18 protein-coding genes are annotated in these 24,226 nt (G+C 71.1%); 14 read left to right on the top strand and 4 right to left on the bottom strand.

What is annotated here, in order from left to right; all coding sequences use genetic code 11:
- Nucleotides 1-2: 2 nt before the first annotated feature.
- The 8 genes from pyrE (at nt 3) to ACJ7VY_RS00965 (ending at nt 9,526) form a co-directional block, all read left to right on the top strand.
- Nucleotides 3-662 carry an orotate phosphoribosyltransferase gene (gene pyrE, locus ACJ7VY_RS01000; RefSeq protein ID WP_104937758.1) on the top strand — a complete coding sequence of 220 codons (660 nt, stop codon included), beginning with the start codon at nt 3-5 and terminating at the stop codon, nt 660-662.
- 15 nt (nt 663-677) lie between these two features.
- Nucleotides 678-1,379 (top strand): hypothetical protein, encoded by a 702-nt coding sequence (locus ACJ7VY_RS00995; RefSeq protein ID WP_104937757.1) that lies wholly within the window; start codon nt 678-680, stop codon nt 1,377-1,379.
- A 281-nt stretch (nt 1,380-1,660) separates the two neighbouring features.
- Nucleotides 1,661-1,753 (top strand): potassium-transporting ATPase subunit F, encoded by a 93-nt coding sequence (locus tag ACJ7VY_RS00990; protein ID WP_104937756.1) that lies wholly within the window; start codon nt 1,661-1,663, stop codon nt 1,751-1,753.
- Nucleotides 1,754-1,763: 10 nt separating this feature from the next.
- Nucleotides 1,764-3,476 carry a potassium-transporting ATPase subunit KdpA gene (gene kdpA, locus ACJ7VY_RS00985; protein ID WP_287145506.1) on the top strand — a complete coding sequence of 571 codons (1,713 nt, stop codon included), beginning with the start codon at nt 1,764-1,766 and terminating at the stop codon, nt 3,474-3,476.
- Nucleotides 3,477-3,493: 17 nt separating this feature from the next.
- Nucleotides 3,494-5,542 (top strand): potassium-transporting ATPase subunit KdpB, encoded by a 2,049-nt coding sequence (gene kdpB / locus ACJ7VY_RS00980; RefSeq protein WP_409476777.1) that lies wholly within the window; start codon nt 3,494-3,496, stop codon nt 5,540-5,542.
- Entirely contained in the window at nt 5,539-6,129 is a 591-nt protein-coding gene (kdpC, locus tag ACJ7VY_RS00975; RefSeq protein ID WP_409476176.1) for a potassium-transporting ATPase subunit KdpC, read from the top strand. The genes kdpB and kdpC overlap by 4 nt, the downstream gene beginning before the upstream one ends.
- Nucleotides 6,130-6,165: 36 nt before the next feature.
- Complete coding sequence (locus ACJ7VY_RS00970) at nt 6,166-8,826, top strand: ATP-binding protein (RefSeq protein ID WP_409476175.1); 2,661 nt, start codon at nt 6,166-6,168, stop codon at nt 8,824-8,826.
- Nucleotides 8,819-9,526, top strand: coding sequence for a response regulator transcription factor (locus ACJ7VY_RS00965; RefSeq protein WP_104937751.1), 708 nt, complete (start codon nt 8,819-8,821; stop codon nt 9,524-9,526). The genes ACJ7VY_RS00970 and ACJ7VY_RS00965 overlap by 8 nt, the downstream gene beginning before the upstream one ends.
- Before the next feature lie 83 nt (nt 9,527-9,609).
- On the opposite strand, the gene ACJ7VY_RS00960 is transcribed toward ACJ7VY_RS00965, so the two are convergent.
- Genes ACJ7VY_RS00960 through coaBC form a run of 3 tightly spaced genes read right to left on the bottom strand, consistent with a single transcriptional unit; the run spans nt 9,610 to nt 13,708 of the window.
- Nucleotides 9,610-11,964, bottom strand: coding sequence for a phosphomannomutase/phosphoglucomutase (locus ACJ7VY_RS00960; RefSeq protein ID WP_409476174.1), 2,355 nt, complete (start codon nt 11,962-11,964; stop codon nt 9,610-9,612).
- 14 nt (nt 11,965-11,978) lie between these two features.
- Nucleotides 11,979-12,452, bottom strand: coding sequence for a dUTP diphosphatase (gene dut / locus ACJ7VY_RS00955; RefSeq protein ID WP_161615423.1), 474 nt, complete (start codon nt 12,450-12,452; stop codon nt 11,979-11,981).
- A complete protein-coding gene (gene coaBC, locus ACJ7VY_RS00950; RefSeq protein ID WP_240213122.1) occupies nt 12,449-13,708 on the bottom strand; it encodes a bifunctional phosphopantothenoylcysteine decarboxylase/phosphopantothenate--cysteine ligase CoaBC in 1,260 nt (419 codons plus the stop codon). The genes dut and coaBC overlap by 4 nt, the downstream gene beginning before the upstream one ends.
- A 95-nt stretch (nt 13,709-13,803) precedes the next feature.
- On the opposite strand from coaBC, the gene radC reads away from it, so the two are divergent.
- The 4 genes from radC (at nt 13,804) to ACJ7VY_RS00930 (ending at nt 19,134) form a co-directional block, all read left to right on the top strand.
- Complete coding sequence (gene radC, locus ACJ7VY_RS00945; RefSeq protein ID WP_104937748.1) at nt 13,804-14,478, top strand: RadC family protein; 675 nt, start codon at nt 13,804-13,806, stop codon at nt 14,476-14,478.
- A 212-nt stretch (nt 14,479-14,690) separates the two neighbouring features.
- The gene (gene argS, locus ACJ7VY_RS00940) at nt 14,691-16,379 is read left to right on the top strand and encodes an arginine--tRNA ligase (protein WP_240213123.1); all 1,689 of its coding nucleotides are present in this window, start codon (nt 14,691-14,693) and stop codon (nt 16,377-16,379) included.
- Between the two features lie 19 nt (nt 16,380-16,398).
- Nucleotides 16,399-17,244, top strand: coding sequence for an SPOR domain-containing protein (locus tag ACJ7VY_RS00935; RefSeq protein ID WP_104937746.1), 846 nt, complete (start codon nt 16,399-16,401; stop codon nt 17,242-17,244).
- 1,137 nt (nt 17,245-18,381) lie between these two features.
- The gene (locus ACJ7VY_RS00930; protein ID WP_104937745.1) at nt 18,382-19,134 is read left to right on the top strand and encodes an SDR family NAD(P)-dependent oxidoreductase; all 753 of its coding nucleotides are present in this window, start codon (nt 18,382-18,384) and stop codon (nt 19,132-19,134) included.
- A gap of 166 nt (nt 19,135-19,300) precedes the next feature.
- On the opposite strand, the gene speA is transcribed toward ACJ7VY_RS00930, so the two are convergent.
- Nucleotides 19,301-21,190, bottom strand: coding sequence for an arginine decarboxylase (gene speA, locus ACJ7VY_RS00925; protein ID WP_313256215.1), 1,890 nt, complete (start codon nt 21,188-21,190; stop codon nt 19,301-19,303).
- A gap of 238 nt (nt 21,191-21,428) precedes the next feature.
- On the opposite strand from speA, the gene speE reads away from it, so the two are divergent.
- Both speE and ACJ7VY_RS00915 read left to right on the top strand, forming a co-directional pair.
- Complete coding sequence (speE, locus tag ACJ7VY_RS00920) at nt 21,429-22,286, top strand: polyamine aminopropyltransferase (protein WP_161615326.1); 858 nt, start codon at nt 21,429-21,431, stop codon at nt 22,284-22,286.
- Nucleotides 22,287-22,511: 225 nt separating this feature from the next.
- On the top strand, nt 22,512-23,993 hold the full coding sequence (locus ACJ7VY_RS00915) for a serine hydrolase (protein WP_409476173.1): 1,482 nt from the start codon (nt 22,512-22,514) through the stop codon (nt 23,991-23,993).
- The last annotated feature ends 233 nt before the right edge of the window (nt 23,994-24,226 follow it).

Below are 24,226 nucleotides of genomic sequence, written 5' to 3'. Positions count from 1 at the left end.
ACATGAGTGACCATCGTTCCCGCTTCCTGCAGCTGGCGCTGAACGCCGATGCCCTGCGCTTCGGCCAGTTCACCCTCAAGTCCGGCCGGGTAAGCCCCTATTTCTTCAATGCCGGCCGTTTCGACACCGGCCTGGCGCTGGCCCAGCTGGGCAACTGCTACGCCGACGCGGTCGAATCCTCCGGCGTCGCCTTCGACCAGCTGTTCGGGCCGGCCTACAAGGGCATCCCGCTGGCCACCGCCATCGCCTGCGAGTTCTCGCACCGCGGCCGCAACCTGCCGCTGACCTTCAACCGCAAGGAAGCCAAGGACCACGGCGAGGGCGGCACCCTGATCGGCGCCGACATGGCCGGCAAGCGCATCCTGATCGTCGACGACGTGATCACCGCCGGTACCGCCATCCGCGAGGCGCTGGCCATCATCCGCGCCGCCAACGGCATCCCCGCCGGCATCGTGGTCGCGCTGGACCGCCAGGAGATCGCCTCGGAGGAGGACCGCCGCTCGGCCGCCCAGGCTGTGGCCGCCGAGACCGGCATCCCGGTGATCGCCGTGGCCAACCTGGCCGACCTGCTTGCATTCGCGTCCGGGAACCCGGAACTTGTCGGCTACCGCGAACCGTTGCTGGCCTACCGGGCCCGTTACGGAAGCAATCCAACGGGCTGACCGCAGGGGGCTGTCATGAGGCCGAATCCGTCCATCACCGGCGCCGGCATGCTGCTGGTGCTGGCTGCGCTGACACTGCCGGTACCGGTGCCGGCACAGGACAAGCCGGCCGACCCCGGCAAGAAGCTCTACTGCTGGGACACCGCCCGGGGTGAGCGGATCTGCTCGGACACCCTGCCGCCGGAGGCGGTCAACAACGCACGCCAGGAATTCAGCGCGCGCAGCGGCCTGCGCAGCGCCGACGTGCAGCGCGCGCTCACCGCCGAGGAACGCGCCGACGCCGAGCTCGCCGCGGCGCAGGCGCAGGTGGATGCGGCGGCGGCCGAGACCCGCAGGCGCACCGAGCAGGCCATGCTGTCCACCTATGGCAGCGAGGACGCACTGCGCCGCGTGTTCAACGAGCGCGCGGCCATCGTCGACAACAACATCAAGACCGCCATCTACAACGTCGGCAGCCTGCGCGAGGCGCTTGCCACCCAGTTGTCGATCGCCGGCGACCGCGAACTGGCCGGGCAGAAGGTGACCGACAAGCAGGCCCAGGACATCCGCCAGCGGCATACCGAACTGCTGGCCCAGCTGCGGCTGCAGGCCGCCTTCGAGCAGCAGCGCAAGGCGCTGGACGTGGAGATCGCCGAAACCCTGGCCCGCTACCGCGAGCTCAAGGGCACCGCCGCGGCGGCCGACGCGGCCGATACCCCGGCATCGCCGCCGGGCTGAGCGCGCCCACCGGCGGAACCCCGCAAGCGGCCCCCGGGCCGCTTTTTCGTTGCCTTCAGCCCCCGCCAGCCCGGCACCGCACCGGCGGCCAACCCACGGCCACCCACTTTTTTATGGCGTTTTTACGCCACGACCGGGCACGCGGCATCGAACGTTTACGGCCCCCGGAAGCACCATGGCGCTCCTGGCACGGGCGGCCACGCTGGCAACGCGCCGCCACTTTCCCATCCACACGGTACGCCCGCCACGCAGGCGGTCGCGCCGCCGAACCGAGGTTCCCAATGCCCGGCTGGCTTTTCTTCCTGTGCGGACTGGTGGCGCTGGTCGCTGCCGCCTACCTGCTGTACGCGGTCCTGCGTCCCGAGTCGTTCTGAGGAGCACGCCATGACCGAAGCCCTTGTCATCCTGCTGGCCGGCATCGCCCTGGCCTGGCCGCTGGGCCTGTACCTGGCGCGGCTGATGCGCGGCACGCCCATGCGCATCGACCCGCTGTTCCGGTGGATCGAGACCCCGCTGTACCGGCTGCTGGGCGTCGACCCGGGGCGTGCCATGTCCTGGCGCGGCTATGCCCTCGCCTTCCTCGCCAGCAACCTGGTGCTGGCCGTGCCGACGCTGGCGGTGTTCATGACCCAGGCCTGGCTGCCACTCAACCCGGACCATGTTCCCAACCTGCGCTGGGACACCGCGCTGCACACGATGGTGTCGTTCCTGACCAACACCAACCAGCAGCACTACAGCGGCCAGGCGCAGCTGTCCTACCTGTCGCAGATGACCGCCATTACCGGCCTGCAGGTGATCACCCCGATGATGGGCCTGGCGCTGGCGGTGGCCACGCTGCGGGCGCTGTTCGCCCGGGCGCCGGGCCAGCAGTCCGGTGCCGGGGCGGCGGCCGCGCCGGTCACGGTCGGCAACTATTACGTCGACGTGGTGCGCCTGTGCCTGCGCTTCCTGCTGCCACTGTGCCTGGTATGGACCCTGCTGCTGACCTGGCAGGGCGTGCCCTCGACGCTGGCCGCGGGCCCGCAGGCCACGCCGATCGATGCCGGCGCCGGCATGGCGACGCAGAAGATTCCGCTGGGCCCGGTGGCGGCGATGGTCGCGGCCAAGCAGCTCGGCGCCAATGGCGGCGGCTGGTACGGGCCGAACAGCAGCTTTCCGCTGGAGAACCCCACTCCGCTGTCCAACGCGCTGGAGCTGGTGGGCATCGTGCTGCTACCGATGGCGGTGGTGTTCATGATCGGCGCCTTCACCGGCCGCCGCCGCTTCGGCGCGCTGGTGTTCGGCTGCATGCTCGGCATGTCGTTGCTGTCCACCTTCGGCACGGTGTGGCTGGAAGGGCACGGCGCCAGCGCTGCCAGCCCGTTGCTGATGGAGGGCAAGGAGGTCCGCTTCGGCGCCGACGGCACCGCGCTGTGGGCCACGCTCACCACGCAGGTGCAGAACGGGTCGGTCAACGGCATGCAGGATTCGATGAGTCCGCTGGCCGGCATGGCGTCGCTGGTCAACATGCTGGTCGGCGCCATCTGGGGCGGCATCGGCTGCGGCCTGCAGCAGTTCCTGGTGTACCTGATGCTGGCGGTGTTCCTGGCCGGGCTGATGACCGGGCGCACGCCCGAGCTGTTCGGCCGCAAGCTGGAAACGCCCCAGGTACGGCTGCTCGCCCTGCTGGTGCTGCTGCAGCCGATCACCCTGCTCGGCATGACCGCGCTGACCCTGGCCATTCCCGGCCTGGCCGGTATCTCCAACCCCGGCTTCCATGGCATCACCCAGGTGTTCTACGAGTTCACCTCGGCCTATGCCAACAACGGCTCGGGCTTTGAAGGGCTGGCCGACAACACGGTCTGGTGGAACCTCAGCTGCGCGCTGGTGCTGGCGCTGGGCCGGTTCCCGGTGCTGATCGTGCCGCTGGCCATCGCCGCGCAGCTGGCCGGCAAGCGGCAGGCGCCGCAGGGCGCCGGCAGCCTGCAGATAGAAACCCCGACCTTCGCCCTGACCCTGGTCTGCGTGATCGTCGTCCTCACCGTGCTGCAGTTCATGCCGGCACTGGTGCTCGGCCCGGTGGCCGACCACCTGGGCCTGGCGCTGCAGGGAGCCTGACATCCATGAGCGCTTCGATGAACTCCCCTGTTTCCCGCCCGGCCACGCGCCGCCCACCGCTGCTGGACGCCGCCGGCTGGCGCCAGGCGCTGCGCGAATCCGTGCGCAAGCTCGCGCCCGCGCACCTGCTGCACAACCCGGTGATGGCCGTGGTCATGGCCGGCACCGTGCTGGCGCTGCTGCTCACCCTCGGCGGCCAGGCGCCGCTGGGCTTCGGCCTGGCGGTCACCGCGATCCTGCTGCTGACGGTGCTGTTCGGCAACTTCGCCGAAGCCGTGGCCGAGGCGCGTGGGCGCGGCCAGGCATCGGCGCTGCGGCGCGCGCGCCAGGACCTGGTGGCACGCCGCCTGGCGGCACCGCGGTTCGGTGCGGCCGAAAGCGCGGTCGCCGCCGCGGCGCTGCGCCCGGGCGACCACGTGATCGTCGGCGCCGGCGAGTTCGTGCCGGCCGACGGCGAGATCGTGCAGGGCCTGGCCACCATCAACGAGGCCGCCGTCACCGGCGAGTCGGCACCGGTGCTGCGCGAGGCCGGCACCGACCGCTCCGGCGTGATCGGCGGCACCAAGGTGCTGTCCGACCAGATCGTGGTGCGCGTCACCGCCGAGCCCGGGCACAGCTTCCTGGACCGCATGATCGCGCTGGTGGAAGGCGCCAACCGGCAGAAGACGCCGAACGAGATCGCGCTGACCCTGCTGCTGGCGGCGATGTCGCTGACCTTCCTGGTGGTGGTGGCGACGCTGCCGGCGATCGCCGCCGCCGTCGGCGTGCGGCTCGATCCGCTGCTGCTGATCGCGCTGCTGGTGTGCCTGATCCCGACCACCATCGGCGGGCTGCTGCCGGCCATCGGCATCGCCGGCATGAACCGCGCGCTGCAGGCCAACGTGCTGGCCAAGTCGGGCAAGGCGGTGGAAGTGGCCGGCGACGTGGACGTGCTGCTGCTCGACAAGACCGGCACCATCACCTACGGCGACCGCCAGGCCAGCGCCTTCCACCCGCTGGCGGGTATCGAGGCCGGGCACCTGCGCGAGGCCGCGCTGCTGTCCTCGCTGGCCGACCCGACCCCGGAGGGCAGGTCGATCGTGCGCCTGGCGCGCGAGCAGGGCTGCACCACCGGCGAGCCGGGCCGGGCCGACTACCTGGCGTTCAGCGCGCAGACGCGCATGTCGGGCGTGGACCTGGCCGACGGACGGCGCATCCGCAAGGGCGCGGCCGACGCCATCACCGCGCACGTGTCGGCACTGGGCGGCAATGTCCCCAACGAACTGCAGGCGCGCGTGGGCCAGGTGGCGCGCGGCGGCGCCACCCCGCTGGTGGTATGCGAAGGCCGGCATGTGCTGGGCGTGGTCGAGCTGGCCGACGTGGTCAAGCAGGGCATGCGCGAGAAGTTCGCGCAGCTGCGGGCGATGGGCATCCGCACGGTGATGATCACCGGCGACAACCCGCTGACCGCCGCGGCCATCGCCGCCGAAGCCGGCGTGGACGACTACATCGCCCAGGCCCGGCCCGAGGACAAGCTGGCGCGGATCCGCAGCGAACAGGCGGGCGGGCGGCTGGTGGCGATGGTCGGCGACGGCACCAACGACGCCCCGGCGCTGGCCCAGGCCGACATCGGCCTGGCGATGAACTCCGGCACCCAGGCCGCCAAGGAGGCCGGCAACATGGTCGACCTGGACTCGGATCCGGCCAAGCTGCTGGCGGTGGTCGAGGTGGGCAAGCAGCAGCTGATCACCCGCGGCGCGCTGACCACCTTTTCGCTGGCCAACGACGTATCCAAGTACTTCGCGATCCTGCCGGCGCTGTTCGCCGCGGCGATCCCGTCGATGGCGGCGTTGAACGTGATGCAGCTGTCCAGCCCGCGCAACGCGGTGCTGGCGGCGCTGGTGTTCAACGCGCTGGTGATTCCGGCGCTGATCCCGCTGGCATTGCGCGGCGTGCGCTTCCGCCCGGCCACCGCCACCGCGCTGCTGCGCCGGAACATGCTGGTCTACGGCCTGGGCGGGGTACTGCTGCCGTTCGCGGCGATCAAGGCCATCGATCTTCTCCTCGTCCTGGTACTCGGCGCATGACCCCCAAGACCTCCATTGCCCTGTGGCGCCCGGCCATCGGCCTGACCCTGTTCGCCCTGCTCGGCACCGGCCTGGCCTATGCCACGCTCGCCACCGGCATCGCCGGCACCCTGTTCCCGGCCCAGGCCGACGGCAGCCTGGTCCGCGATGCGGAAGGCCGCGTGCGCGGTTCGCTGCTGCTGGCGCAGCCGTTCGCCGGCGACGGCTACTTCCAGGCGCGGCCATCGGCCAGCGGCTACGACCCGATGGCCGCCGCCGGCAGCAACCTGGCGCGCGGCAACCCGCAACTGGTGCAGCGCGTGGCCGCTGCCACCGCCGCGGTGGCGGCGCGCGAAGGGGTCGCGGCGGCGCAGGTGCCCGGCGACCTGGTCACCGCCTCCGCCAGCGGACTCGACCCGGAGCTGTCGCCGGCCGCCGCACGGCTGCAGGTGGCCCGCGTGGCGCGGGCGCGCGGCTGGCCGCAACAGCGCGTGCAGGCCCTGCTGGAGCGCCACGTGCAGGCGCCCGGGTGGGGCGTACTGGGGCAGCCGCGGGTGAATGTGATCGCGCTGAACCTGGCCCTGGATGCGGCCGCGCATGCGCCCTGATTCCGCCCTTGCCGGCGGCGGCGCACAATCGCGGCCATGAACGATACCCGCAGCCGCCAGGCCGATGCGCTGGCCGGAAGCCTGCAACGCGAAGCCGGCGGCAAGCTGACGGTCTTCCTCGGCGCCGCGCCCGGCGTCGGCAAGACCTTCGCCATGCTCACCCGCGCGCAGGAACAACTGCGCCGCGGCGTGGACGTGGTCGCGGCGGTGGTGGAAACCCACGGCCGCGACGACACCGCCGCGCTGCTGCACGGCCTGCCGGTGATCGCGCTGCGCGAGGTCGAGTACCGCGACCATCGCCTGCAGGAGATGGACCTGGACGCGGTGCTGGCGCGGCACCCGGCCCTGGTGCTGGTGGACGAACTGGCCCACCGCAACGCCCCCGGCAGCCGCCACGAACGGCGCTGGCAGGACGTGATGGAACTGCTCGACGCCGGCATCGACGTGTGGACGACCATCAATATCCAGCACCTGGAAAGCCTCAACGACGTGGTGATGCGCATCACCGGCGTACGCGTGGCCGAAACCGTGCCCGATGCGGTGTTCGACCGCCTGCACGACATCGTGCTGGTCGACCTGCCGCCGCGCGAACTGATCGAGCGCCTGCGCCAGGGCAAGGTGTACGTGCCCGAACAGGCGGCGCAGGCGCTGCAGGCGTTCTTCTCGCCGGCCAACCTCACCGCGCTGCGCGAGCTGGCCATGCAGGAAGCGGCCGACCGCGTCGACAGCAGCCTGCGCGAGACCCGCGCGGCGCGCGGCGAGGGCAACCTGCCGCTGCGGCGCCGGGTGCTGGTGGCGATCGACGGCGGTGGCCAGAGCGAATACCTGGTGCGCGTGGCCCGGCGCATCGCCGAGCGCCGCGACGCGCCGTGGACCGTGGTCACGGTGCAGCATGGCCGCCAGGACGAGGCGACCCGCCGCGAGATCGACGCCGCCTTCGCGCTGGCGCGCCGGCTCGGCGGCGACGCCGAACTGCTGCACGGGCCGGGCATCGCCGACGTGCTGCTGGACCATGCCGCGCACAACGCCGTCTCCACCCTGGTGCTGGGCCGCACACGCGAACGGCCGCTGGCGCGGCTGTTCAACCAGACCCTGACCCAGCAGCTGATCCAGCGCGGCGCGCACTACGAGATCACCATCATCAGCACGCCGCAGGCGCGGGCCAGCGCGCGCCGGGCGCGGTTGTCGCTGGACCCGGAGAACTGGCGCCGGGATGCCGGGCTGGCGCTGCTGGCCACCGCCGTGGCCTGCGGGGCGGCATGGCTGGGCGAACGCTGGATCGGGCTGAGCGACCTGGCGATGGTGTTCATCGTCGCGGTGGTGCTGGTGGCCGCGCGCACGCGCATGGGCGCGGCGGTGCTGGCGGCCACGCTGTGTTTCCTGGCCTACAACTTCTTCTTCATCGCGCCGCGCTTCACCTTCGCCATCAATGCGCGCCAGGGCGTGATCACCGTGTTCCTGTTCCTGGCCGCGGCGCTGGTGGCCGGGCGGCTGGCGTCGCGGCTGCGCATGCAGGTGGTGGCGCTGCGCGCGGCCAACCGCCATGCCAACGTGCGCCAGGCGCTGGGCCGGCAGCTGGCCAGCGCGGTGGACAACGCGCAGGTGGCGCATGCCGGCCGGGTCGCGCTGGAGCAGGCGCTGGACGCGCCGGCCTGGGTGCGGGTGGCGCACGACACCAGCACCGGCGGCAGCGCCGCGCCCGGCGACACAGACCTGGCCGCGGCCGACTGGGCGCTGCGCCACGGTCAGCCGTCGGGCCGCTTCACCGACACCCTGGCCGGCGCCGACTGGTGGTTCCTGCCCCTGCTCGACGGCGAAGGGCATGGCATCGGCGTGGCCGGCCTGCGCTTCGACCGCCAGCATCCGCGGCTGGCCCCGGAGCAGCGCCAGCTGGCCGAGGCGATGGTCGACGACATCGCCCAGGCGGCACTGCGCACGCGGCTGGTCGCCGACCTGGAAACCGCCCACCTGCACAACGAGACCGAACGCCTGCGTTCGGCGCTGCTGTCGTCGGTATCGCACGACCTGCGCTCGCCGCTGGCGGCGATGATCGGCTCGGCCGACAGCCTGTCCAGCTATGCCGAGGCGATGGATGCCGGCGACCGCCGCGCCCTGCTCGACACCATCGTGGTCGAGGGCGAGCGCCTGGACCGCTACATCCAGAACCTGCTTGACATGACCCGGCTGGGGCACGACGGGCTCAAGCTCAGCCGCGACTGGATCGGCGTCGACGAACTGATCGGCTCGGCGGCGCGGCGGCTGCAGCGCTACCAGCCCGAAGCGCTGCTGAAGCTGGACATCCCGCACGACCTGCCGCCGATCTGGGTGCACCCGGCGCTGGTCGAACAGGCGCTGTTCAACGTGATGGAGAACGCGGCCAAGTTCTCGCCGCCGGGGGTGGCGGTGGAAGTACGCGCGCGCGTGCGCGACGGCGAACTGTGCATCGAGGTGATCGACGAGGGACCGGGCATTCCCGACGCCGAGCGCCTGCGCATCTTCGACATGTTCTACAGCGTCGAGCGCGGCGACCGCGGCCGCCAGGGCACCGGCCTGGGCCTGACCATCTGCCAGGGCATGATCGGCGCGCATGGCGGCCATGTCGAAGCGCTGCCCGGCCGCGATGGACGCGGTACGCTGGTGCGCATGACCCTGCCCCTGCTCCAGCCCCACCCGGAAGGCCCGCGCGACGATGCCTGACACCCCGGCCATACCGCCAGCGCGGGTGCTGGTGATCGACGACGAGGTGCAGATCCGCCGCTTCCTCGATATCTCGCTGCGCGCCCAGGGCTATGCCACCGCGCAGGCCGCCAGCGGCGGCGAGGGGCTGCGTGCGCTGGCCGGCGAAGGCGCCGACCTGGTGATCCTGGACATCGGCCTGCCCGACATGGAAGGCCACGAGGTGCTGGCCGAACTGCGCCAGTGGAGCCAGGTGCCGGTGATCATGCTCAGCGTGCGCGGTGGCGAGGCGGAGAAAGTGCGGGCACTGGACAACGGCGCCAACGACTACGTGACCAAGCCGTTCGGCACGCAGGAACTGATGGCGCGGGTGCGGGCGCTGCTGCGCGGCCGCAGTACCGACGGCGACGGCCAGGTGCCGCTGTTCGACGATGGCCACCTGCGCATCGACCTGGCCCGCCGCGAGGTCCGCGTGGATGGTGCGGCGGTGGCGCTGACCCGCAAGGAATATGCATTGCTGGCGCTGCTGCTGCGCAACGCCGGGCGGGTGGTCACCCAGCCGCAGATCCTGCAGGAAGTCTGGGGCCCGAGCCATCGCCACGACACCCACTACCTGCGCATCCTGGTGGGCCGGCTGCGGCACAAGCTCGGCGACTCGGCGCTGCAGTCGCGCTACCTGTTCACCGAACCGGGCGTCGGCCTGCGCTTCCAGGCGCCCTAGGGCCACGCGCCACTGGGCGCGGGCGCGGGCCCTGTCCCTGCCTGCAACGGCGGAGCACCCCTGCGCGGCGCGGATGCGCCGGCTCAGAAATTCAGTTCGGTTCCCGCCGGCAGCACCCGCTGCAGCTGCTCGCGGAACAGGCCCTTGATCCGCTCCAGCGCCTCCGCGTCGTCCGCCTCGAACCGCAGCACCAGCACCGGGGTGGTGTTGGATGCGCGCACCAGTCCCCAGCCATCGCTGAAATCGGCGCGCAGGCCGTCGATGGTGGAGATGCGCGCGGCAGCGAACGGCGAATCCTCGGCCTGCGCGGCGGCCACCACCAGTGCCACCTGCGCATGCTGGGTGCCTTCGGCCACCGCCACTTTCAGCTCCGGCGTGGAGACCGCATCGGGCAGTTCGTCGAACACCGCCGACGGATCCTCCTCGCGCTGGGCCAGGATCTCCAGCAGGCGCGCGGCGGCATACAGGCCGTCGTCGAAGCCGTACCAGCGCTCCTTGAAGAAGAAGTGCCCGCTCATCTCGCCGGCCAGCTCGGCGTCGGTCTCGCGCATGCGCGCCTTGATCAGCGAATGCCCGGTCTTCCACATCATCGGGCTGCCGCCGTTGCGCAGGATGTAGTCGGCCAGGCGCCCGGTGCACTTGACGTCGTAGATCACCATCGCGCCGGGGTTGCGCGCCAGCACATCGGCGGCGAACAGCATCAGCAGGCGGTCGGCGAACACGATGCGGCCCTCGCGGGTGACCACCCCCAGGCGGTCGCCGTCGCCGTCGAAGGCGATGCCGAGGTCGGCGTCGAAACGCTGGACCATCTGCACCAGGTCCTCGAGGTTGTGCGGTTCGCTCGGGTCCGGGTGGTGGTTGGGGAACTGCCCGTCGACCTCGCAGTACAGCGGGATCACGTCGGCGCCGATGGCTTCCAGCAGCTGCGGCGCGACCGCGCCGGCGACGCCGTTGCCGGCGTCGGCCACCACCTTGAGCGGGCGGTCCAGCTGCACGTCGTCGGCGATGCGCTGCACGTAGTCGGCGATGACCTCGCGCTGCTGCAGGCCGCCCGGGGTGTCGGCCCGCTGCAGGCGGCCTTCGACGATGCGCCGGTACAGCTCGGTGATCGCCTCGCCGGACAGGGTTTCGCCGCCGATCACGATCTTGAAGCCGTTGTAGTCCGGCGGGTTGTGGCTGCCGGTCACCGCCACGCAGCTGCCGGCGCGCAGGTGGTACGCGGCGAAGTACACCACCGGGGTCGGCGCCATGCCGATGTCGATGACGTCGCAGCCGGCGCGGCGCAGGCCCTCGACCAGCCCGGCCACCAGCTCGGGGCCGGACAGGCGGCCGTCGCGCCCCACCACCACCTCGCGCAGACCCTGGGCCTGCATCTGGCTGCCGATGGCCTGGCCGATCAGGGTGGCCACCGCCGGCGTCAGCTCGCTGCCGACCACCCCGCGGATGTCATAGGCGCGGAAAATGCCGGCGGCCACGGTACCGATATCCGTCCCCGGCGACGGCGCATCGCCGGCCTCATCGGCCTCGCGCGCGCGCGCCGCCGCCACCGGCAGCGGTTCCTGCGCCAGCGCCTCGCTGAGGGTGACGCCATCGTCGGCATCCAGCGGCTCGCCACCGCGCCGCAGCACCGGCAGGCGCAGGCGCTTGCGGCCAACCAGCAACAGCACCGCCGTCGCCAGCATCAGCAGCGCCACCGTCGCACAGGCCAGGGCACCCAGGCCCAGCGGGCCTTCGCCCAGGTCGGGCATCTCCGCCACCACGCGCAGGCCGGCGTCGGCCACCGGCCGCGCCAGCGCATCGGCACCGCCGCCCAGCGCGGTATCGCCGCGCCGCACGATGGTGAATCCCCCCTGGCGCAGGCCGAGGAAGGCCGAATCCGGCGCGTCCAGCGCGTCGAACACGGCGGTCAGGCGGTTCAGTGGCTGGCGGACGTAGATCACCGCCGGCCGCTCCTGCAGGCGGACCGGCGCGGCCAGGCCCAGCCGCGGCGCATTGCCGTCGCGCACCACGCGCGCGACCGGCTTGCCTTCGCTCATCGCCAGTTCCAGGAGCGCCAACCGCGAGTAGCCGAACGCGGCCGGGTCGGCGTAGGCATCGGCCAGCGCGCCATCGAATACCTGCGCGTCGTCCACCCCGCTCCACTTTTCGCGCAGCGCCGCAGCGGCGGCGGCGGCGTCGCCATTGGCCAGGGCGGCCTTGACCGGCGCCAGTTCCAGCTGGCGCGCGAACTGGGTGGTCTGCGCGGCCAGGGTCGCGTGCAGCTGCTCCACCGCCTGGTCGCGCGCCTGTTCCAGCCGTGCGCCGGTACCGGCCTGCCGCCATTGCTCGAAGGCCCCCCAACCGAACCAGCCGGCCAGCAGCACCAGCAGCGCCGCCAGCAGCGGCGTCGAACGGCCGAGCGCCGGGCGCGGGCGCCGGCTTTGGTTCCCTTGGCTCATCGTGCGTTCCCCTGTCAGCGCACTCCGGTGTGGCCGAATCCACCCGTTCCACGCGCACTGTCGATGAAAGTATCCACCACCTGCAAGCTCACGCGGGCGATGGGCATGACCACCAGTTGGGCGATGCGGTCGCCCGGCTCGATGGTGAACGGCTCGCGGCCCCGGTTCCACACGCTGATCAGCAGCGGCCCTTGGTAATCGGCATCGATCAGCCCGGTGCCGTTGCCCAGCACGATGCCGTGGCGGTGGCCCAGCCCCGAGCGCGGCAGCACCACCGCGCACAGGCCCGGGTCGGCGATGTGAATGGCGATGCCGCTGGGCAGCAGCGCCGCGTCGCCGGGTTCCAGCGCCATCGGCGCCTCGATCGCGGCGCGCAGGTCCATGCCGGCGCTGGCCTCGGTGGCATAGGCCGGCAGCGGCCACGCGTCGCCGAAGCGGGGGTCCAGCAGCTTCACCTGCAGGGGGTGCGGGGTGGCGTTCGTGTTCATGCGTCCAGTCGCTCCGCGATCAGGTCCAGCAGTTGTTCGGCCAGCTGGGTCTTGGCGGTGCCCGGGAAGGCGCGCTGGCCATCGCTCCAGTAGGCGGTCGCCGCGTTCTGGTCGCTCTCGAAGCCGCCGCCGGCGATGCCGACCTGGTTGGCGATGATCAGGTCCAGGTGCTTGTCGGCGAGCTTGCCGCGCGCGTACTTCTCCACGTCGTGGGTCTCGGCGGCAAAGCCGACCACAAGCTTCAGCGCCTGCTCCTGCGTGGCCACCTCGGCCAGGATGTCGGGGGTGCGCACCAGCTCCAGGGTCAGGGTCTGGCTGCCCGCGGTCTTCTTCAGCTTCTGCTGCGCCACCTGGCGCGGGGTGTAGTCGGCCACGGCCGCGGCGCCGATGTAGATATCGGCGGGCAGGGCGGCCAGCACCGCCTCGCGCATCTGCGCGGCCGAACGCACGTCCACCCGCTGCACGCCGGGCGGCGTCGGCAGTTGCACCGGACCACTGACCAGCACCACCCGCGCGCCACGGCGTGCGGCCGCGGCCGCCAGTGCATAGCCCATCTTGCCGCTGGAGCGGTTGCCGACATAGCGCACCGGGTCCAGGTCTTCATACGTCGGCCCGGCGCTGATCAGCACCTGCATGCCCTGCAGCCGGTCCGGCGTGGCCGCCGCGGCGGGCGCGGCGTGGCCGGCGCCGGCAAGCGCGGCGACGATGGCCTCCGGTTCGCTCAGCCGCCCGGGGCCGGATTCGCCCTCGGCCAGCGGGCCGTCCTCGGGCCCGACCACCTGCGCGCCGCGCTCGCGCAGCAGCGCGATGTTGGCCTGGGTGGCCGGGTGCAGCCACATCCGGTGGTTCATCGCCGGGCACACCGTCAGTGGCGCGGTCGTGGCCAGGCACAGCGTGGTGACCAGGTCGTCGGCATGGCCATGCGCCAGCCGCGCCAGCAGGTCGGCGGTGGCCGGCGCGATGACGATGCGGTCGGCCCAGCGCGCCAGTTCGATATGGCCCATCGCCTGTTCGGCGGCACTGTCCCACAGGGTGGTACGCACCGGCTGCCCGGACAGGGCCTGGAAACTGAGCGGGGTGACGAACTGCTGGGCACCGTCGGTCATGGCCACCTGCACGCGGGCGCCGGCGTCGCGCAGCCGGCGCACCAGTTCCAGCGCTTTGTAGGCGGCGATGCCGCCGCCGACGCACAGCAGCAGCTTGTGTCCGTCCAGCGGCCGGGCGGGCGCATGGACACTGTGGGGAAAGCCGGTCACTTGAGGAAATCCTACCTACGCAAGAATCTTTAGCTTACCCGAAGGGTCCGTGACGACTTATTACCGTGCACGCCCCTGACACCCACCCTGTGGGCATGCACATCCGCCATTGGCCCGACACCGAACGCCCCCGCGAAAAGCTGCTGGCACACGGAGCCAGCATCCTGTCCGATGCGGAGCTGCTGGCCATCTTCCTGGGCTCGGGCCTGCCGGGCCAGGACGCGATACGCACCGCGCGCGAGATGCTGCAGGCGCATGGCACGCTGCGGGAGTTGATGGACCGCGGCGCGCGCGAGCTGATGCGGGTACCGGGCCTGGGCCCGGCCCGCGCCTGCCGGCTGGTGGCGGCACTGGAACTGGGCCAGCGCCACCTGGCCACGGACCTGGAGCGCGGCACCAGCCTGACCGACCCCGACTCCGCCGGCCGCTACTTCGTGCAGCGGCTGCGGCCGCGGCCGCACGAGGTCTTCGCTGCCCTGTTCCTGGACAACCGGCACCGGGCACTGGCCTTCGAGGAGCTGTTCCGCGGCAGCATCGACGGCGCCGAGGTGCACCCGCGCGAACTGGTGCGCCGGGCGCTGGCGCACAACGCCGCGGCGGTGATCGTGGGCCACAACCATCCTTCGGGCAACGCCGAACCCTCCACGGCCGACCGTGCGGTCACCCTGCGCCTGCGCGACGCGCTGGCCCTGGTACAGATACGGCTGCTGGACCACTTCGTCATCGGCGATGGCCCGCCGGTGTCGCTGGCCGCCCGCGGCTGGATGTAACCGATGGCGCGCGCCCCACCCTGGCGGCCCTGTCCGTCCCGCCGGCGCCGGCACCCCGGCGCCGGCCGCCGGACATGGCCAGGCCCGCCGCCACCCTCCGGGCCACGGCCTGCACCTGGCGTTGACGTCGCTGACCGTCCGCGCCGCCGCGGCAGCAGCGGTCCCGCCGCTCGGGTAAAATGCGCAGTTCCGCGCTCCAAGCAGACAGTCACGTGAAATCCCTACTCCGCGCCCTGATCGGCCAAGGCATCGAAGCCTTGCGCGCCAACGGTACCCTGCCTGCCGACACCCTGCCGCCGGATTTCGTGGTCGAACGACCCAAGACCCGCGAGCATGGCGATTTCGCCACCAACGCCGCCATGCTGCTGGCCAAGGCCGCGCGCAGCAACCCGCGGGCCGTGGCGCAGGCGCTGGTCGCCGCGCTGCCGCCCAGCGACGACGTCGCCAGCGTCGAGATCGCCGGCCCGGGCTTCATCAACTTCAAGCTGGCGCCGGTGGCGTTCCAGCGCGAGGTGGCGAGCGTGCTGCGCGAAGGCGCCGATTACGGGCGCAACCTGGGCGGCAACGGCCGCAACGTCGGCGTCGAGTACGTCTCGGCCAACCCGACCGGCCCGCTGCACGTCGGCCATGGCCGCGCCGGCGCCATCGGCGACTGCATCGCCCGCGTGCTGGAAGCCAACGGCTGGAACGCCAAGCGCGAGTTCTACTACAACGACGCCGGCGTGCAGATCGAGAACCTGGCCCGCTCGGTGCAGGCGCGCGCGCGCGGCTTCAAGCCGGGCGACGAACAGTGGCCGGCCGACGCGTACAACGGCGAATACATCGCCGACGTCGCCAAGGCCTACCTGCTCGGCCAGACCGTCGAACTGGAAGGCAGCCAGGTGGTCGGTGCCGGCGATGCCGAGGACATCGAAGCCATCCGCCGCTTCGCCGTGGCCTACCTGCGCAACGAACAGAACCAGGACCTGGCCGCGTTCGGGGTGGATTTCGACATCTACTTCCTGGAGAGCTCGCTGTACAAGGACGGCAAGGTCGCCGAGACGGTGGACCAGCTGGTCGCCTCCGGCCACACCTACGAGGAAGGCGGCGCGCTGTGGCTGCGCTCGACCGATTTCGGTGACGACAAGGACCGCGTGATGCGCAAGTCCGACGGCACCTACACCTACTTCCTGCCGGACGTGGCCTACCACCTGAGCAAGTGGCAGCGCGGCTACGAACGCGCCATCACCGAACTGGGCGCCGACCACCACGGCTCGCTGGCGCGCGTGCGCGCCGGCCTGCAGGCACTGGGCGTGGGCATTCCGCAGGGCTGGCCAGAGTACGTGCTGCACCAGATGGTGACGGTGATGCGCGGCGGCGAGGAAGTGAAACTGTCCAAGCGCGCCGGCAGCTACCTGACCCTGCGCGACCTGATCGACGAGGTCGGCAGCGATGCGGTGCGCTGGTTCCTGATCGCGCGCAAGCCCGACTCCCAGCTCACCTTCGACATCGACCTGGCACGCCAGCAGAGCAACGACAACCCGGTGTTCTACGTGCAGTACGCGCATGCCCGGGTCTGCTCGCTGCTGCGCCAGGCGCAGGAGAAGGGCCTGGACTACGACCAGGCGCAGGGCCTGGCCGCGCTGGCGCAGCTGGACGACGCCGCGTCGCTGGAGCTGATGAACGAAATCTCGCGTTACCCGGAAGTGGTCGAGGCCGCCGGCCTGGCGCTGGAGCCGCACCTGGTCGCGCAGTACCTGCGTGAATTGGCGCACGCCTTCCACACGTGGTATCACGGGACGCCGGTGCTGGTGGACGATGCCGCCCTCCGCAATGCCCGCCTCGCGCTCGCCGGCGCGGCGCGGCAGACGCTCGCCAACGGCCTGGGCCTGTTGGGCGTGAGCGCACCGGAAAAGATGTAAGCAAGGAGACGTTGCAGAAATGGCAGCACGACGCGGCAAGAGCCAGGCCCGGCGCAACAGCGGCAACGGGACGCCCGGCTGGGTATGGCTGGTCGCCGGCGCGGCGATCGCGGCCGTGGTGTTCCTGGCCGCCCCGAACCTGTTCAAGAAGGAAGGCGACGGCTTCCTGCGGGTGGGCCCGCAACCCAACCCGGACGCGCAGCCGGCGCCGGTCGCCGACGCCGACATCGACGCCGGCGCGGACCTGCCGCGTCCGGCCGCGCGCGATGGCGCGCAGCCGGCGGAAAAGCCGGCCGCGACCCAGTACGACTTCTACACCCTGCTGCCGGGCAAGGAAGTGCAGATGTCCGACGCCGAACTGGCAGCCAGCGCGCGCGCCGAGGAGCAGCGCCGGGCGCAGGCCGCACGCACGGCGGAGGCCAGCGAGGCCCAGCGCGCGCAGGCGGCCCTGGAAGGGCGCCCGGTACCGGCGGCCGCCGCACCGTTGCCGGCGCCGATCAGCGAGGCGCCGCGCCCGGCCGTGGCCACAGCCGGCACCGCGCCCGGCACCGCGGCCCCCACCGTGGCCGCGGCGGACAGCGCGGCGAAGCGCGCGGAACCGGCGACGCCGGCCGCGGCGGCAGGCAGCGACAACGTCCGCTACATCCTCCAGGCCGGCGCGTTCGGCGCGTCCGGCGACGCCGAGGCGACCAAGGCCAAGCTGGCGATGATGGGCCTGGCCGCCCGCGTCGAATCGGCGCAGATCAACGGCAACACGGTCTACCGCGTGCGCATGGGCCCCTATGGCAGCGCCAGTGAACTGGCCGAAGCCAAGGCCAAGCTCAACGGCAGCGGCCTGCAGGCGATGGCCATCAAGGCGCAGTGAAGTCGCCTACGGCGGCTTCACCCCAAAGTTTGTGAAGCAAACCTTGGGCCCCGTGCCCGCTTTTTCCAAAACCCCGCGCCTGTCGGCGCGCCCCCTTGACTCAAGGGGGCTGTGGCTCCGGTGGGAACGTCGTAGGTGCGGGGCTTGCCCCGCACCGAATCTGGCAGCGTGCGCCATTCGCGGCAGGCTCCGCGTCTACGGACCCCGTGTTGTGCGAGGTGCGGAAATCGCGGGCGCAGTGGCGTCGCTACGTAGGCTTCCCCCAACGTTCTTGAAACAGGGCCCAATGCGGGGCAAGCCCCGCATTTACGGGCATCCGCTTCCCAACGTGCGGGGATCGAAGGTGCAGCTGAATCGCCTGCGGCGGCTTCACCCCAATGTTCGTGAAACAAACTTTGGGCCCCGTACCCGCTTTTTCCACAACCCCGCGCCTGTCGGCGCGCCCCCTTGACTCAAGGGGGCTGTGGCTCCGGTGGGAACGTCGTAGGTGCGGGGCTTGCCCCGCACCGGATCTGGCGGCGTGCGCCATTCGCGGCAGGCTCCGCGTCTACGGGCCCCGTGTTCTGCGAGGTGCGGAAATCGCGGGCGCAGCGGCGTCGCTACGTAGGCTTCCCCCCGACGTTCTTGAAACAGGGCCCAATGCGGGGCAAGCCCCGCATCTACGGGCGTCCGCGTCCCAAGGTGCGGGGATCGAAGGTGCAGCTGAATCGCCTGCGGCGGCTTCACGCCGACGTTCTTGAAATGAATATTGGGCCCCGGGCCCGCCATCCCCACAAGCCCGTGCCTGGCGGCGCGCCCCCTTGACTCAAGGGGGCTGTGGCTCCGGTGGGAACGTCGTAGGTGCGGGGCTTGCCCCGCACCGGATCTGGCGGCGTGCGCCATTCGCGGCAGGCTCCGCGTCTACGGGCCCGTGTTACTTCATGTCTGCGCAGCGGAACATCGAGCCCCACAACGCTTTCTTCCACAGGCCCGCGCCTGGCAGCACACCCGCTCGATTCAAACGGGCTGGGTCTCCGCCGGGTGGGCGCTGTCGGCATGCGGGTTGGTGCGATCGACTGCCCGGGAGGCCGCGCCGCGCCAGCGCCGGTACGCCGCGAAGGTGCGAAAATCGAGGGCCCTTCCCCCTGGAAACCCGCCATGTCCAAGACCGTCCTGATCACCGGCGCCACGTCCGGTTTCGGTGCCGCCGCCGCCCGTCGCTTCGCCGCCGCCGGCTGGAAGGTGATCGCCACCGGCCGCCGTGCCGAGCGCCTGCAGCCGCTGGTGGACGCGTTCGGGGCGGACACGGTGCACGCGGCGGCGTTCGACATCCGCGACGCGGCGGCCATGGAGGCGGCGCTGGCGGCGTTGCCCGCGCCGTTCCGTGGCATCGACCTGCTGGTCAACAACGCCGGCCTGGCGCAGGGCACCGCCGCCGCCCAGCACGCCAGCCTGGAAGACTGGCGCACGATGATCGACACCAACGTCACCGCGCTGGTCACCCTCACCCACCACCTGCTGCCGCGGCTGATCGAACGCCGCGGGGCGATCATCAACATCAGCTCCACCGCCGCGATCTATCCGTATCCGGGCGGCAACGCCTATGGCGGCACCAAGGCGTTCGTCAGCCAGTTCTCGCTGGGCCTGCGTGCCGACCTGCACGGCACCGGCGTGCGCGTGACCGCGATCGAGCCGGGCATGGCCGAGACCGAGTTCACCCTGGTGCGCACCCATGGCAACCAGGCCGCCTCGGACCAGCTCTACAAGGGCGCCAACCCGATGACCGCGCAGGACATCGCCGAGCAGATCTTCTGGGTCGCCAGCCTGCCGCCGCACCTGAACGTCAACCGCCTGGAGCTGATGCCGGTGAGCCAGTCGTTCGCCGGTTTCCAGGTGGCGCGCGAAGGCTGACCCCGGCGCGGGCGGCGGTGACCCGCGGCGGTCGCGGTGCCACGCACGGGCCCCGCGCCCACCGCCGGTGAAGCCCCGCCGCCGGGCAGGGGCCGGGAAACGAAACGGGGGCGGACCTGGCCCGCCCCCGGTGTCACCCCGGCAATGCCGCGGGCGGGTGCCCCGCTCAGCCCAGCGGCTCGTCCGACAGGTAGGTGTAACCGGTCAGGCCCGCTTCCAGCGCGGCGTCCAGCTCGGCCGCGCGCGCGGCCGGCAGGTTGGCCGCGGCCACGCGCTGCCGGTAGGCCGCGCGCAGGTCGTCCAGGCGGTAGCCGACGTAGTCGAGCATCACGTCGGTGGTGTCGCCGCGGCGCTGCTGGGCGATGCGGTAGCCACTGCCATCGACCGTGACTTCCACCGCGTCGGTGTCGCCGAACAGGTTGTGGATGTCGCCGAGGATTTCCTGGTAGGCGCCGACCAGGAAGAAGCCGATGCGGTAGCGCTCGCCATGGCCCACCGAATGCAGCGGCAGCGAGCTGTCCAGGCTCTCGTTCTCGACGTAGGTCTTGACCATGCCGTCCGAATCGCAGGTCATGTCGGCGATCACGCCGCGGCGGTCCGGGCGCTCGTTCAGGCGCTCGATCGGCATGATCGGGAACACCTGGTCGATGGCCCAGGCATCGGGGATCGACTCGAACACGCTGAAATTGACGAAGTACTTGTCGACCAGGCGGTCGTTCAGCTCGTCCAGCGCGGGGCGATGGCTCTTCTCGTCGTAGCTCAGGCGCGCGCGCACGCCGTTGGCGATGGCGTAGAACAGATCGTCGATGCGCGCACGCTGCGGCAGGTCGATCTGGCCCAGCGCGTAGGCGCTCAGGCCTTCGGCGTGGAAGTGCTGCGCTTCCTGGAACAGTTCCACCGCCGGGCGCTGGTCCAGTTCGTCGTGGATCTCGCGCAGGTGGCGGATCGCGGCCGGCTCGTCGTCATGCGCCTCGGGAATGCGGCCATCGGCGGCCTGCTCCACTTCGGACACGTTGGCGATCAGCACCGCATGGTGCGCGGTCATCGCCCGGCCGCACTCGGTGACGATGCGCGGCGGCGGCAGCGCGTGCGCTTCGCAGGCCTCGGCCAGCGGCTGCACGATGTTGCTGGCGTAGGCGTTCAGGCCGTAGTTGATCGAGCAGTAGCTGCGCGAGCGGGTGCCTTCGTAGTCGATGCCCAGGCCGCCGCCGACGTCGACGTGGCTGATCTTCGCGCCCAGGCGCGAGAGCTCGACGAAGTAGCGGGTGGCCTCGCGCATGCCGTTGGCGATGTCGCGCACGTTGCTGATCTGGCTGCCCATGTGGAAGTGCAGCAGGTTCAGGCAGTCGGCGTACTCGGTGTCGCGCAGCGATTTCCACAGGTCCAGCAGCTGCCGCGGCGACAGCCCGAACTTGGCCTTGTCGCCGCCGCTGTTCTGCCACTTGCCGGCGCCCAGCGACGCCAGGCGCATGCGCACGCCCAGGCCCGGCTTCACCTCCAGCGCCCTGGATTCCTCCAGCACCAGCTTCAGCTCTGACGGCTTCTCGATGACGATGTAGGTCTGCAGGCCGAGCTTGCGGCCGATCAGCGCCAGGCGGATGTACTCGCGGTCCTTGTAGCCGTTGCAGACGATCAGCCCGCCCGGCCGGCTCAACGCCAGCACCGCCATCAGCTCCGGCTTGGAGCCGGCCTCCAGGCCGAAGCCCTCACCGTGGTGGCTGGCCAGGGTGCCGGCCACGCCACGGTGCTGGTTGACCTTGATCGGATACACGGCGGTGTAGCCGCCGTGGTAGTCCCAGTCGCGCTGGGCCTGGGCGAACGCCGCCTGCAGCTTGCCCAGGCGCTCGCCGAGGATGTCCGGGAAGCGCACCAGCAGCGGCAGCTTGGCGCCGGCGGCCCGTGCCGAATCGACGATTTCAGGCAGCGACACGGCCGGGCCCTGCGCGCCGGTGGGGCGCACCACGACATGCCCGGCGGCATCGACGTCGAAGTAACCGTCGGACCAGTGCGGGATCGAATAGGTCTTGCGGGCCTGGTCGAGGGACCAATCGCTCATCGGCGTAGCAACTCTCGGCTGTGGATAAAAAGGACGCGCATTCTAACGCCAGCGGGGCAGCGGTCCGTTACAATCCGCGCCCGCGCCTCCCCCCCTGCCCCCGCGGAGCCGGGTCCAGGGGCGGAAATACGGCGGAATCCCCGCCGTGCCGGGGCTCGCCGCCCCCTCATCCGCCCCTCCGGGGCCCCTTCTCCCGGCAGCGGGGGAAGGGAAATGTCCATCGCACCCAGGAATCCCCATGACCACCCACGACAACTGGTTCATCGAACACTTCCAGCCGACCGGCTCGGCCATCGGTTTCCGCGTCACCGGCAAGCTGGACGAAGTGCAGTCGCCGTTCCAGAAGATCGAGATCTACGACAGCACCGACTGGGGCAAGCTGATGGTCATCGACGGCGCCATGATGCTGACCAGCAAGGACAACTTCTTCTACCACGAGATGATCAGCCACCCGGTGCTGTTCACCCACCCGGCGCCCAAGCGCGTGGTGATCATCGGCGGTGGCGACTGCGGCACCCTGCGCGAGGTGCTCAAGCACCCGGGCGTTGAAAGTGCCACCCAGTGCGACATCGACGAGCAGGTCACGCGCATGGCCGAGAAGTACTTCCCGGAACTGTGCGAATCCAACGGCGACGCCCGTGCCGAGCTGCTGTTCGACGACGGCGTGGCCTACATGGCCAACTGCGCGCCGGGCAGCGTCGACGTGGTGATCGTGGACTCCACCGACCCGGTCGGCCCGGCCGAGGGCCTGTTCAACAAGGCGTTCTTCGAAAGCTGCTTCCGCGCGTTGAAGGACGACGGCCTGCTGGTGCAGCAGAGCGAATCGCCGCTGGCGCTGCTGGACCTGATCAAGGACATGCGCGCGGAAATGGGCAAGGCCGGCTTCCAGTCGTTCAAGACCCTGCCGTTCCCGCAGCCGTGCTACCCGACCGGCTGGTGGTCGGTGACCGTGGCCAGCAAGCAGGCCGGCTTCGGCTTCGGCTTCCGCGAGGAAGACGCCGCCGCCAAGCCGTTCGACACGCTGTACTACACCGCCCCGCTGCACACCGGCGTGCTGGTCAGCCCGCCGTTCGTGGCCAAGGCGCTGGGCGAGTAAGCCCGCGCCACACCGCAGCGACGTACCCCGACCCCGCGCCGGCCACCGGCGCGGGGTTTTCGTTGGTTCTCCAGGCGCCGCGCAGCACCCGGTCCACGCGGCTGCCGGACGCAGCCATCGCGCTGCCTGGCGCCCGAAGGGCGCTGGAACCATGCCGGACGCTCCGTTGACTACAACTGTAGTCAACCGCTAGCTTCGGGTGGATTCTCCAACGTAGGCCAATCGATGCGTCCCTTTGCCCGGGTATGTGGTTTCGTCCTGCTGATGTACAGCGCAGTCGCGTTGGCAAAGCAGCCTCCCACGGCCGATGAACTGCGCCGCCTGGTCGACAGCTACGCCGATCACCGTGGCTTCAACGGCACCGTTCTGGTGGCGCGGGGAGACCAGGTGCTGCTGCGCGCCGCTTACGGCCAGGCCAATGTTGAATGGGCAACGCCCAACCGGGTGGAAGGGCGCTATCGGGTCGGCTCGCTGAGCAAGCCGCTGGTCGCCACGCTCACCATGCAGCTGGTCCAGCAGGGCACGCTGCGGTTGGACGGGACACTGGGCGAATACCTCCCGGCGCTCTACGCCGGGACGCCTGCGGCGAAGGTGACGGTGGCCCAGCTGCTCAGCCACACCTCGGGGCTTGCCGACGTCCCCGGGCGCTACACCGACCCGTGGTGGCAGACCGCCGCGCGCCGCAGCTATGCGCCGATGGACTTCGCGCGCGAGTGGATCAAGCCGGCGCTGTTGGAGAGCCCGGGCCAGCAGTGGCGGTACAACAACAATGGCTTCTTCCTGCTTGGTCTGCTGATCGAACAGGCCACCGGGCGGCCTCTTGCGGACAACCTGCAGGAGCGGATCTTCGCCCCGGCAGGCATGGCCGCCAGTGGCGTTTTCAACGGCAGGTCGGTGCTGGAACGGCTCGCCGAAGGCTACACCCGCACCGCGGACGGCAGCCTGGTGCAGCCGCAGTGGATCGACCCGAGCGTGTCGTTCGCGGCCGCGGGCATCTACACCACGGTCGATGACCTCTACCGCTTCGACCGGGCGCTGTATGGCGAGCGCCTGCTGAGCCACGACACGCGGCGCCAGATGCTGACAGCGCAGGCGTCGCATTATGGGTTCGGGTGGAATGTGGATGACTGGACACTGCCCGATGGCGCCCGCCTGCGGGTCGTTTCCCACACCGGCAGCGTACCGGGCTACCAGAGCTATTACCTGCGGTCCGAGTCGCACGAGGACTGCGTCATCATCCTCGACAACTTCTGGCAGGGCGCGCTTGTGCTGACGATGGGCCAGGACCTCATGGAGGTGCTCAACGGCAAGCCGATGCAACCGGCAAAGCGGAGCCTGGACGACCTGCTGACCCCGATCGCCTATCACCTGGGACTCAAGGCCATGACGGCGGCCTATGAAGGGCTGGGGGTGCACCGCGACGACTACGACCACAGCGAGAGGGCGCTGAACGCGCTGGGCTACAAGTTCCTCCGCGCGGGCCGCAAGGACGAGGCGGTCAGCGTCTTTGAATGGGGCGTGGCGGCGTATCCCGGTTCGGCCAACACCCACGACAGTCTCGGGGAGGCGTATCGCGCGGCCGGGCGGCTGGATGAAGCGCGCGAAAGCTACCGCACCGCGTTGAAGCTCGATCCAGCCAGCCGCAGCGCCCGCGCGGCGCTGGACGCAATGGGGGCGGGCAAGCAACCCGGGGACAGCGGCGATTGAGGCATCGGTGCCGCCCTGTCCCCGCCAGGGCCGGGCGCTCTCCTTTCCCGCGCGGGCCCTGTCCCGCTGGATCGCCTTCGTGGCCCGGGCATCGGCGGAGCGCCCGGGGCTTCCGTCCGGAACGACCCCGCGTCGCGTCTTTCGCTTATCGCGCCCCGCGGCGCCCGCAGGCCCACCGGACCCAGTAGCTTCAGCGCCGGAGACGAGCTCGCGGATGCGCAGCGCTTGGTTCA

It is taken from the genome of Stenotrophomonas sp. Y-13 (assembly GCF_046267925.1).
Classification (GTDB): domain Bacteria; phylum Pseudomonadota; class Gammaproteobacteria; order Xanthomonadales; family Xanthomonadaceae; genus Stenotrophomonas; species Stenotrophomonas acidaminiphila_A.
The sequence above is the reverse complement of the archived record's forward strand: the minus strand, read 5'-3'. Positions and strand labels throughout refer to the sequence as shown.